Here is an 11,336-nt window from a genome sequence, read left to right as displayed (position 1 = left end):
AGGGCCGCGCATGCCGCCGGTTTCGAGGGGGGGGGATGATCCCGGCGACGAACTTATGACTCAGTTAACGCGAATCATCAGGAGATTATAGCGTTAAGGCCTTAACTAATCCTTTCTGGCGAAAACGCAAGAGGTGCTCCGCCATGTATCTGAGTTGTGAACTCACAATTACGCGAACAGTTTGGCCCATCGCGGCTTCTCGCGGTTTTGCCAGGCGCCACGGTGATAGGCGTCTGAGCCGATCAGCGGAACGACCGTCGTAGCCTCGGCGAAGACCATCTGCTCATAGGTGGTGGAGACCTTACCCCACGAGGCGGCTTCCTTAAGAGTCGAGGACGAGCAGGCACCGTCGCGAACGTCAGCAACCGTAATCTGGACGGCGTACTTGTGCATGTCCGTCTCGACGCCGAGGATCTCGGCGCAGACAACAGTGTCCTGGGCGAAGTTCTTCGGAACCCCGCCGCCAACCATAAACAGGCCGGTGGTGCCTGCGGCGATCTTTATGTCCGTCAGTTCACGGAAGTCGGCGATCGCGTCGAGCAGCATGTAGGGCTGCTTGGCGGCGATGCGTTCCTTCTGGTGCTTGACCAGGCCGAAACCGGCCGACGAATCGACAAAGGCCGGGCAGAAGATCGGCACGCCCTCTTCGTAGGCGGTCTGGATCAGGGAGCCGGGCTTCTTCGCGTTGCCTTCCGACAGCCACTTGCCCATTTCCCAGATGAATTCGCGCGAGGAATAGCCGCGCGGCTCCAGGCGATTGGCGATCTCCAGGATGGTGTGGTCGCAGGCCTGCAGCTCTTCTTCGTCGATATAGGTGTCGTAGATGCGGTCGATGTAGTTGTCGCGCAGCACGTTGTCGTCGACTGAACCGGCGGCCTGGTAGTGCTTGAAGCCCAGGGCTTCGAAAAAGTCCATGTCAACGATCGATGCGCCGGTGGCGACGACGGCATCGATCATGCCGAACTTCACCATGTCGCGATAGACGTGCATGCAGCCGCCGGCCGAGGTCGAACCGGCCAGGATCAGCCAGGTCGAGCAACCCTTGTCGGCCAGGGCCATGTTGAAGATGTCGGCGGCGCGGGCTGTGTCGCGCGACGAGAACGACATCTTGCGCATCGAATCGATGATCGGGCGCGCGTCATAGGAGGTGATGTCGACGTGCTCGACGGTATTCTGCAGCAGCTCTGCCTTAGTGTTGGTCTGAACGGGAGCGTTCATATCTGTGGTTTCCCTTGATTTGAGCGCCCGTCATTGGATAGGCCGACCCGCCGGACGGAGCGACGGCGGGTCGGGATAAGGAGAAGATCAGTCACGCCGGTAGTAGTTCAAGTCCTTGAAAGGAGCGGATGGTGAGACAGCACGCCTTGAACTTGCGACCAGATCCGCAGGGGCACGGGTCCTTGCGGCCCAGTTTTTCCAAAAGCTCCTTGTCGCCGTGGACGACACGGTCGCCACGCATGACACGGGATTCGCTGGGGAAAGCCCCTCCGGCGTTTAGATATCGGCTCGAAAGCTGAAGTCCGGAGAATGTTTACGCATGATCGCCTCCATATGGCTGGTGACGCCCGTCATTGGCCCTTGATCCCCCAGACGGAGCGATGGGGAGGGTTTGAGTAGGCGGCTCAATAGACGATCGAGACGCGTTTGGCAATTAGCATTGCGCCGTGACCGTGATGTGACGGCTTGCGGATATTGGCAGATCATGAGGTAAGGGTCGCAAAAATGTCCGGACCTACAAATAAAAAAGTAAAGATACTATACGAGATTTGGTTAAAAATGCGTATTTACGGATATTTTAGAAATTTCAGCTCATAACGTAATTATCTTAGTTGTATTTATATTCTAATATGTGATTCGCTTTATTGTTTATGTCTTTTTTTCGCATTCTGGATATCAATGTTTATTAGCGGATATCCGTTCTCTTTTAGAGTTGAATCTTTTCCTTTACTCAGATTTTCAACCCTTCGACTGAACCTGATTCTCAGGCATGGAGGACCGCTGCGTTGGGACTAGAGATCATGCAAGGCAACTCGCTGGATGCCGTGGAGACATGGCAATGCGTCGGCGATAGCTTTGACAAGTTTCAGAAGATCATTTGCAGCTTTTTCGATTGGAACTGCGACCGTGAAGAGGTGCGGCCGGACTTTCACTGGCAGATGAACCTGGGCGTGCTGAAGTCGCACGACAGCCGCAATGCGCCGCGGATTCTGATGGCGCGCCTGACGTGCAGTCACGGCTTTTTCCAGATCCAGACAGATCCGACCCATGAGGTCGTGATCATCATGCCGGTGCGCGGAACCCTGCGCCTGGAGCGGAATCACGCGACACAAACGATTTCGCCGTGTTCGGCCATCATCTACCAGCCGCGTACCGAGACGCGCATCTACCACCTCGCCGACGGCTCGACCTGCGAGGCCTATATCATCAAGCTGAGCTTCGACTGGGTGCAGCGGTTCCTATACGATGTACTTCAGTTGCCCGTTGAGCAGGATTTGCAGTTGGGGCCGGTGATCGACATGTCGACACCGAAGGCCAGGATGTTGTCGCGGCTGATTTCTACCCTGTGTTCGGATGCCTTCACCTTTCAGAGCCGACACTTGTCGCCGCCCCTGCAACAGCGCCTGGCCGAGACGTTCAGCCATTTGTTGCTCGAAAGCATTCCACATCGCTGTTCCGAGCGTATGCAGGCCCCAAAGGCAGCACCCATGCCCAACTATCTGCGGGTGGCGCGTGATTTCATGCAGCGCGAGGTGCGGCGCAATCCATCCATGGCCGAAGTCGCCAAGGCGGCCAATATCAGCGTGCGGACGCTGGAGACGAGTTTCCGAAGCCATATGGATGTGACGCCGCACGCCTACTTTCGTACGATCAGGCTGCAATTGGCGCATCAGGCGCTAAACGATGTGCGCGATACCCGGTCTATTGCCGAGGTCGCGGCCAATCATGGCTTTCCCCATGCCGGGAGGTTTGCCCAGTACTACGCGAACCAATTCGGAGAAGCGCCATCGGATACCCGCCGCAAGGGGCCTGCGAAGTAGGTTCGTTACAGGGCGCCTGTAACCTTCACGTGCGCATGGATGCGCTCCGTCAATTTGCTTGCAATAGCACTCGGCAGGGTTTTATAACCCTCGTCTCCTGGCCGGGTAATGTTGGAACATCGCATCCCCAGTAAAACAAGAACTTTCTGAGCAAACTCGGTTTGGAGCCCTTCGTGTGACGTGACATCCACGCTGACTTCATCGGGCTGATCGAGATAATGCCGGGCCGTAATCTGCTGCTCGTCTTCGATGAAATAATAGTCGAGAAAATTGTACGTGTACTCCATTCTGTCACCTTCAAAGACCGGCATGAAATCGAAACCGTGCTCGATACGGTGAGGCTTTATGACGTGCTAGAGCGGGATGAGTTTTGATGGAACCAAAACCCCGCTCTAACCTTTTGTTTTGTCGCGTAATTTTTCCGAAAACGGGAGCGCCCGTGTGGGTGATCTCCACTTTATCGGATAGCGCTCTAGCCGTAGTCGTCGCTAACGGGATCCTTCACACCAGGCCTTCGAATTCCTTGATCACCTGGCGGTAGCTGTCGCGCTTGAAATGGACCACTCGGTCGATGACACACGCCATGTCGCACCATTCCCAGCGTGAAAATTCCTGCTCGTGGTGGGCGTTCAGATCAACCTCGCTATCCTCTCCGGTAAAACGGAAGGCGAACCAGATCTGCTTCTGACCCTTGAAATTCTTGCCGATTTTACCTTGGGCCAGAACGTCAGCGGGAAAGTCGTAGATCACCCAATCCTTCGTGCGGCCGATCAGGTCTATGGTTTTGATCCCGGTCTCTTCGTAAAGCTCGCGACGGGCAGCTTCTTCCAGGTCCTCGCCTTCATCTATTCCGCCCTGGGGGAACTGCCAGGCATAGTCGCCGGCCATGCCGAAGCGATGTCCGATCCACACCTGGCCGTCGCGATTGAAGACGACGACGCCGACATTGGGACGATAGCCGGTCGGCGCGGTCATTGGTGGAGCACCGCCGAGGCCGGCGCCAGCTGAATCCCCTTGGCGTCCAGCGACTGGGTCCAGCGCAGGGCAACCGCCACGGTGACAGGATAGGCGAAACCGGTACCCAGTGCGCTGCCACGGTTCTTGGCGGTTGTCTCCAGCCCGGCCAGTTGTGCCTGGATGGCCTGGGCGTTGATCTGGCTGTCGATCACGCGGTCGGCACTGGCCCGCGACCAGGCGCCCTGCAGGCCGCGCGCCTGGCCATCGTCGATAAAGGCGACGCCGCGCGATTTCAATACGCTCATAAAGGTCTGGGTGCCGGCCTTGTCCTTCAGAAAAGCGCTACCCTGATAATTGGAAACGGCGAAGAAGCCGGTAGCGCGCGACAGTGACCAGGCCAGCTTGGTTTGCAGTTCGTCGCTTTTGCCGTTGGCCATCAGGGTTTGCGGACCGGGATCGCTTTCGGGATAGTTGGCCGGCTGCATAGGTACTTCGATGATAACCTCGTGACCCGAGGCCCGTGCCAGGTCGATCCAGCCCTGCAACCCCTGGGTATAGGGCACGAAAGAGAGGGTGACCTCCGGCGGCAGTTCGTCTATGGCTTGGCGGGTGGCCACCGGGTTCAGCCCCAGGCCGCCGACGATCAGAGCGACAAAGGGCCGGCCATCGCTGCGGAACGGTCGGGCGTAGGCCGAGGCCGGTGTCAGGCCCGCCGGGGAAATCATTGGCAGCGGTCCGCTGTTGGTGGTTTGAACGAGGCCGTTGACAGGAGATTGCACCAGCGGAGTGCGCGCGGCACGTGGTCCTGGGCTGATGACCGCGTCGCTGCCGTCGCCCGGCAGGGTAATGACGGTGCCGGATGCCGGCTCACCGGTCTGACCTGACTGATCCAGGTTGAAACTGTCCGGCGGGGTTTCGCCGAACAGGCCCAGACTGTCGAGTGTGAAGGTTTCGCCCTCGGCTGCCTCACCCGCGCCCGAACGCGGCGGGGGCGTCTTGGCCTCGGGCGTCTTATGCAGGTTGATGCGTACCGATTGCGACGCTGCATCGGGGTCGCCAGCCAGGTTTAGGAAGGCGACCACGACCAGGACGAAGGCGGTGCCGGCCGTCAGCGGCGCGACATAGGGCTTCTTGAAGACCTCAACCATCTTGTCCGTCGCGGCGCGCATATCGAATCGTCCGCCGCGTGGCGCGGGCGGACGGCTGAGGAAGCTCGGCGACTTCGGTTTGGCGAACATGGGACGCGATCCGGAAACTTACCGTGCGATTGTCCCAAGTCAGGGTTAACAAAGCCTAACGAAGGCTTACTTTTGTGGGGAAGGCGCTGTCAGAATCCCCTCTCCCCGGCCTCGCCGGCAGGCAAACGGGGAGAGGTTAGGGTGAGGGGTGGGGCGTCTTCGGAGTGCCCCGTCCTCTGAAGGCCCCTCACCCGATCGCCCACGCGTTGCTCGGCTCTCGTCCTCTCCCCGCAAGCGGGGAGAGGGAAAGAAAAAAGCCCTCCGGGGATCGGAGGGCTCTGATATTGTTCAGCTTTGACGACCTTACTTCGGCGCAGACGAGCTGGAGCTGCTCGACGCTGCGCCGGCTGGTTTGGCGCCTTCAACGATCGTGCCCGAAGCCGGAGCCGCCTTGTCCTTGCCGGCAAAGCGGCTGGCGTCTTTCTTGACCAGCTCGGCATCGGCCAGCTTGACGCCGCGTGGATGCGCCGCGGCCAACTTGACGTCACCATTGTATTTCAAGACATCCAGACCGCGCGTCAGGGTGAAGTCGCCGGTCTTGACATCGAAATCCTCCGGCGGCACTTCCTGCACCGCATGGGCAGAGCGGCGAACCTTACCTTCGTCGGAATCGAGTGCGTTGGCATAGGCCGCTTCGGTATACTGCAAGGCTGAGGTGGCGATGTACTTCGCCTGCTCCTTGGATTGCGCCACTTCCAGGTCCGGCTCAATGCCTGTCTTCTGAATCGAACGGCCCGACGGCGTGTAATAGCGCGCCGTGGTCAGTTTCACAGCACGGTTGTTACCCAGATCGATGACACTCTGAACCGAGCCCTTGCCGAAGGTGGTCAGGCCGACGATCGAGGCGCGCTTATGGTCCTGAAGCGCACCGGCGACGATTTCGGCCGCGGAGGCGGAACCGGGATTGGTCAGGACCACCAGGGGCATGCCCTTCAGCATGTCGCCCTTCTTGGCTTGATAGCGGATGATGTCTTTGGCATCACGGCCACGTTGTGAGACAATTTCGCCACCGTTAAGGAACAGGTCGGCGACGCCGACTGATTGTTCGAGCAGGCCGCCGGGATTGTTGCGCAGGTCGAGGACCAGACCCTTCATGTTCGGGTTCTTGGCCATCAGGTCTTCGAGCGCCGCACGGGCATCGTTGGCTGTGTTCTGCGAGAAACTGGCGATACGAAGATAGCCATAGTCGCCTTCCATACGCACCTTGACCGATTTGACGGTGATGACTTCGCGCGTCAGGGTCAGGTCGAACGGCTCGTCTTTGCCGGTGCGGACGATGGTGACAGTCAGCTTGGTTCCGGCGTCGCCCTTCATTTTGGAGACGGCTTCGTTGAGCGGTAAGCCCAGGATTGACGTGCCATCGATGGCGGTGATGAAGTCGCCCGATTCGACGCCGGCCTTCATGGCCGGGGTGTCGTCCATGGGGGTGACGACCTTGACGGCGCCGTCTTCGCTGGTGACTTCCAGACCGATGCCGCCGTACGAGCCGCGGGTCTTTTCATTCAGGTCGGTATAGGATTCATCGGACAAGTAGTTGGAATGCGGATCCAGACTGGTCAGCATGCCTTGCAGCGCCGACGAGATCAGCTTCTTCGAGTCGACCTTGACGACGTAGTCCTGTTGGACGATGGCCAGGACATCGCCAAACAGCTCGAGCTGTTGATAGGTGTCCGAGCGCGGTGAAAAGACCGGCTGGTTGGCGTATGCAACGGCGCCGGCGCTCAGGCAGAGAGCGGCGAATCCGCCGAGATAAAGGTTTTTCATACTGTCCTCAGGGGAAGCCCAAAACGGAAACGAGGGTGCCCGGGCATCACGGTAACTAAACTACATATAAGAGTGTGAGTGTGGCGTAAACGGGGCGTATAACCGGCCCTTACGATTCCTGCCGGTTGTGACGCAATTGCCTGGAAAGTGTCGCTGCGCCCGGTCAGCTGGCGCCAGTAGAAAATCGATGTCGACAACCGCATCGCGCCCTAACGTCCGGAGACCGGTACCAGGTTTCCAGGGTTGACCGGGTCTTCACCGCGACGCAACTCCATATACAGCAATGTTTTCTTGTCCGACAGGTTAGGCATACGGCCGACGGGTTCCCCACGACCGACGGTTTGGCCCTTGTCGACATAGATCCTGCCGAGACCGGTAAGTACGACGTGATAATTGTTGCCAATCCCCAGAATCACCACCTGGCCGTACGATGCCAGCGGGCCGGCATATTCGACCTCACCTTCGGCCGGCGCCGTTACCTGGGAGCCCGGCTGGGCTGCATAATAGACGCCGCGGCTGGACGGCGTGCTCCCAGGACCGCCGGTCTGGACTCCAGACTGGCCCCCAATCTGGCCCCCAACCTGGCCAAAGTCTCGCACCTTTTCCCCGACCACGGGCTGTCCGAGGCGCGAACTGTCATTGCCCAGCATGCCGCGCAAGGGCAGTTGCCCGCGCATGCGGTCTTCCCTGGCCTTCATCACCACGACATTGGCGTCCATGCGATCAGCCTGTTTCAGCATCTTGTCTTCCAGCGCGATCTTCTGGCGGATGAGACCCTCGATCTCGCGGCGCTGGCTCGACACCTCGCTTTCCGAAATGAACAGGGCTTCGTTCTGCAGGGCGGCCTGGCGGCGGACATTGACCAGCTGGGCGTTTTCCTTGACGAGGCTCTGGGTGCGCTTTTCCAACTCCGGCGTGATCGCCTTCATGATGATGGCGGCAAGGACGGCGTCATTGGCCCGACGCGGATTGATCAGCAGGGCCGGAGGCGGGTTCCGCGAATAGATCTGCAAGGCCGACAACAGCTTCGCCTGCTTGGCGCGTTCTGTCGTCAGCCGGCGGGTAATGTCGACTTCCTGCAGGTTCAGGGTTTCCAGCTTCGCCCGGTAGATGGCGGCGCGCTGTTCCGACACACCCTGCTTTTTCGAGATATCGATAATGCGCTGGCGCAGGTCTTCGGCCTCAAGCGCGATCTGGCGCGCGGTCTGGCGGGTCTGATCGCTCTTGCGCTCTTCGGCACGGCGTTGCGCCGACAGGGCGTCGAGATCGGCCTGGTCCTGCGCCGATAAGGGCTTGATCCGCACATTGGCGTCCGACTGCATCGCCCCGGCCAGGGCGAAGACGGCAAAACCGGTCAACAGCAGACGATAGGACGAACGGTGCATGGACCTGAGATAAGGTGTATCGCCTTAATTCTCAATAAACACGGTAATCGAAAGCTTAATCGCGATGATACGGCAGGCCGGCCAGGAGGGTGATGGCGCGGTACATCTGTTCGGCGAGCATGACGCGGACCAGGGCATGGGGCCAGGTCTGGGGTCCGAACGCGAGCGAAAAGGCTGACTGAGAACGCAGGGCCGGGTCCAACCCGTCGGCGCCGCCAATGACAAATGTCACCCGGCGTTCGCTGCGGTCTTTATAGACTTCCAGCCGTTCGGCGATCTTGCGCGAGGTCAGAAGTTCGCCGCGTTCGTCGCAAGTGATCAGAATGCCGCTATCGACCGCCTCGCGAACAGCGTCAGCCTCGGCCGCCTTGAGTTGGCCCGAAGTCAGATTTTTGGTTCTTCTGGCCTCGACCTCGATCAACTCGACAGGAGATATACCTAAGCCGCGTCCGGTGTGACCGGCGCGGCTCAGGTAGTCTTTGACGAGAGAATTTTCGGTGGTCGCACCAAGTTTACCAACGGCGCACAGCGTCAGGCGCATAATGTTTGGCGCATCGTCAGGCGTCAGCGGGCGACAGCGACCAGATCTTCTCGATATTGTAGAAGGTGCGGACTTCCGGACGGAAAATGTGGACGACGACGTCACCGACATCAATCAGCACCCAGTCGCAGGCCGGCAGGCCTTCAACCTTGGCCTTGCCGTAGCCGGCTTCCTTCAGGGCGCGCATGACGTGGTCGGCCAAGGCGCCGACATGGCGGTGCGAACGACCCGACGCGATGATCAGCGTATCGGCGACGGACGACTTGCCCTTAAGGTCGATGCAGACAATATCCTGCGCCTTGTCGTCATCGAGACGATCGACAATCAGGGTCTCAAGAGGCGGGAGATTTTCATCGTGGGCAGCCTGAACAGTATCAGGCGCAGCCGCCGGACTAGCGGCGGAGGCTTTCGGTTGCGCATCTTGCGCGGGTTGCAGAGACAGGGTCAGGGTTCCTTTATGGTCCACGATAAGGAGGGAGCCTAGCACAGATGGGCCGTCGGGTCATCCCATCAATGCGGACGATCACTTAAATTTTAGGGCTTTGCATGGAAGCGGTTGCATTCTGCCGTCTCTGGGCCCGGATGGCGGTCGAGGAATGGCTGTGCAAGGGGCCTTTAAAAAACGACCACGCCGGGGCGGGCATGGCCGCCAGTATGCGCGCCTGGCGCTCCTTGACGCGGTAATGCGCGAAGCGTTTGGCAGCGTGCGAGAAGCGGGCGTTCATCATGGCGCCGGGGCGAGAGACGATGGCGACAGGCACCATGTCCATGATCTGGAGCCAGCCGCGCCATTTGTGGAAGTTGACCAGACTGTCGCCGCCCATGATCCAGACGAAGTGGACGCCAGGAAAGCGCGCCTTTAGCGCCCGAAGGGTGTCGAGCGTATAGGTGGCGCCGATGCGGCTCTCAAGATCCGAGACGATGTCGTAAGGGCCGACGAACGGCTTCATTTCGCTGATGCGCTGGCTCAGGGGCGCGGTCTCGGCCCTGGCTTTCAGCGGGTTCTGTGGCGAGACGAGCCAGATGATGCGGTCCAGACCCATCTTGACGCGGGCGGTTTCGGCGACGTGGCGGTGGCCTTCATGGGCCGGATTGAACGAACCGCCGAACAGGCCGATCTTCATACCGGTCTCGAGGTGAAAGCCGGGGCGCAGGCCGCCGCCGCGAACGACAGGAGTCATCGGGGCTAGACCGGCGCGCCACATCCCGTTCAGCTATCCCATGGACTGTAGGCGGCAGGCGCCGGGGCGTCGTTGTCGTCATTCCTGTCTTCGCCCAGGGGAATCCTGCCCTGAATGGTATCGAGCGCTGCGAATAACAACTCGCGGACGCCTTCGCCGGAGACGCCGGAAATCAGGTAGGGAGTCTGGCCGGAAGCGCGCTTCAGCTTTTGCTTGAGCTTCTTGCGGGCGTCGGCGTCCATGGCATCGACCTTGTTGATGGCAAGGAGTTCAGGTCGCAGGGCCAGGTCTTCGGCGTAAGCTTCAAGCTCGCGGCGGATGACCTTGTAGGCCTTGACCGGATCGTCCTGTGTACCGTCGACCAGGTGGATCAGCACCTTGGTGCGTTCGACGTGACCGAGGAACCGGGTGCCCAGGCCGGCACCTTCCGAGGCGCCTTCAATCAGGCCCGGGATATCGGCCAGGACGAAGCGCTGTTCAGGGCCCAGGTCAATGACGCCGAGATTGGGTGTGAGGGTGGTGAAGGGGTAGTCGGCGATCTTGGGCTTGGCCGAGGAGGAGGCCGCCAGGAAGGTTGACTTTCCGGCATTGGGCAGGCCCAGCAGGCCGGCATCTGCGATCAGTTTTAGCCGCAACCACAGCCAGCGTTCCTCTCCGTCCTGCCCGGGCAGGGCGAAGGTCGGGGCCTGGTTGACGGGGCCCTTGAAGCGGGTATTGCCCCAGCCGCCATTGCCACCCTTGGCCAGCAGATAGCGCTTGCCGGCAATGTCAAGGTCGACGATCAGGGTTTCGCCCTCTTCGTCCAGGACTTCGGTGCCGACGGGGACGCGCAACACAATGTCGTCGGCATTGGCGCCGTGCATCTGGCGGCCCTTGCCGTGGTCACCGGTACGGGCTTTGAAGTGTTGCTGGTAGCGGTAGTCGATGAGGGTGTTGAGGCCGTCGGCGGCTTCGATCCAGACGTCGCCGCCCCTGCCGCCGTCTCCGCCGTCGGGACCGCCGTTGGGGATGAACTTTTCACGCCGGAAGGAGACGCTGCCGGCGCCGCCATTGCCGGAGCGGATAAAGATCTTGCACTGGTCTAGGAATTTCATGGTTTGGTTGTCTTGACGGAAATCCTGGCCAAGATCAATGACCTTGTGCTCAGGGGGAGGATAAGGTTATTCGCAAAAAAGTCCCTCGGCTTCGGGCTTTGCCCTCGCCTAAGGGTACTTTTTTGCAGAAAAACATGA

At 59.9% G+C, this 11,336-nt stretch carries 12 protein-coding genes; 1 reads left to right on the top strand and 11 read right to left on the bottom strand.

Annotation, left to right across the window (positions count from 1 at the left end; all coding sequences use genetic code 11):
- Nucleotides 1-168: 168 nt before the first annotated feature.
- Together ABAC402_RS23480 and ABAC402_RS41205 are read right to left on the bottom strand one after the other, a co-directional pair.
- The gene (locus tag ABAC402_RS23480) at nt 169-1,218 is read right to left on the bottom strand and encodes a deoxyhypusine synthase (RefSeq protein ID WP_023448098.1); all 1,050 of its coding nucleotides are present in this window, start codon (nt 1,216-1,218) and stop codon (nt 169-171) included.
- Nucleotides 1,219-1,309: 91 nt separating this feature from the next.
- Nucleotides 1,310-1,459, bottom strand: a complete 150-nt coding sequence (locus ABAC402_RS41205; protein ID WP_082179833.1) for an SEC-C metal-binding domain-containing protein — start codon at nt 1,457-1,459, stop codon at nt 1,310-1,312.
- A gap of 559 nt (nt 1,460-2,018) precedes the next feature.
- Between ABAC402_RS41205 and ABAC402_RS23475 the strand changes: the two genes are divergently transcribed.
- Nucleotides 2,019-3,038, top strand: a complete 1,020-nt coding sequence (locus ABAC402_RS23475) for an AraC family transcriptional regulator (protein WP_023448097.1) — start codon at nt 2,019-2,021, stop codon at nt 3,036-3,038.
- Between the two features lie 5 nt (nt 3,039-3,043).
- Here the strand turns inward: ABAC402_RS23475 and ABAC402_RS23470 are convergent, their stop codons facing one another.
- From ABAC402_RS23470 to obgE, 9 genes are all read right to left on the bottom strand, one after another.
- Entirely contained in the window at nt 3,044-3,349 is a 306-nt protein-coding gene (locus ABAC402_RS23470; protein WP_155847285.1) for a hypothetical protein, read from the bottom strand.
- A gap of 190 nt (nt 3,350-3,539) precedes the next feature.
- Nucleotides 3,540-4,013 (bottom strand): RNA pyrophosphohydrolase, encoded by a 474-nt coding sequence (locus ABAC402_RS23465; RefSeq protein WP_023448095.1) that lies wholly within the window; start codon nt 4,011-4,013, stop codon nt 3,540-3,542.
- On the bottom strand, nt 4,010-5,233 hold the full coding sequence (locus ABAC402_RS23460; RefSeq protein WP_023448094.1) for a divergent polysaccharide deacetylase family protein: 1,224 nt from the start codon (nt 5,231-5,233) through the stop codon (nt 4,010-4,012). The genes ABAC402_RS23465 and ABAC402_RS23460 overlap by 4 nt, the downstream gene beginning before the upstream one ends.
- Nucleotides 5,234-5,536: 303 nt before the next feature.
- A complete protein-coding gene (locus tag ABAC402_RS23455; protein ID WP_023448093.1) occupies nt 5,537-6,997 on the bottom strand; it encodes a S41 family peptidase in 1,461 nt (486 codons plus the stop codon).
- A gap of 209 nt (nt 6,998-7,206) precedes the next feature.
- Entirely contained in the window at nt 7,207-8,382 is a 1,176-nt protein-coding gene (locus tag ABAC402_RS23450) for a murein hydrolase activator EnvC (protein WP_023448092.1), read from the bottom strand.
- Nucleotides 8,383-8,437: 55 nt separating this feature from the next.
- The gene (rlmH, locus tag ABAC402_RS23445; protein ID WP_023448091.1) at nt 8,438-8,923 is read right to left on the bottom strand and encodes a 23S rRNA (pseudouridine(1915)-N(3))-methyltransferase RlmH; all 486 of its coding nucleotides are present in this window, start codon (nt 8,921-8,923) and stop codon (nt 8,438-8,440) included.
- Nucleotides 8,924-8,939: 16 nt separating this feature from the next.
- Nucleotides 8,940-9,389, bottom strand: coding sequence for a ribosome silencing factor (rsfS, locus tag ABAC402_RS0119690; protein ID WP_023448090.1), 450 nt, complete (start codon nt 9,387-9,389; stop codon nt 8,940-8,942).
- 61 nt (nt 9,390-9,450) lie between these two features.
- On the bottom strand, nt 9,451-10,104 hold the full coding sequence (locus ABAC402_RS23440) for a nicotinate-nucleotide adenylyltransferase (protein ID WP_369751334.1): 654 nt from the start codon (nt 10,102-10,104) through the stop codon (nt 9,451-9,453).
- Between the two features lie 29 nt (nt 10,105-10,133).
- Nucleotides 10,134-11,198: a GTPase ObgE gene (gene obgE, locus ABAC402_RS23435; RefSeq protein ID WP_023448088.1), complete on the bottom strand. Its 1,065-nt coding sequence runs from the start codon at nt 11,196-11,198 to the stop codon at nt 10,134-10,136.
- Between the last annotated feature and the right edge of the window lie 138 nt (nt 11,199-11,336).

It is taken from the genome of Asticcacaulis sp. AC402, from assembly GCF_000495835.1.
Taxonomy (GTDB): domain Bacteria; phylum Pseudomonadota; class Alphaproteobacteria; order Caulobacterales; family Caulobacteraceae; genus Asticcacaulis.
The sequence above is the reverse complement of the archived record's forward strand: the minus strand, read 5'-3'. Positions and strand labels throughout refer to the sequence as shown.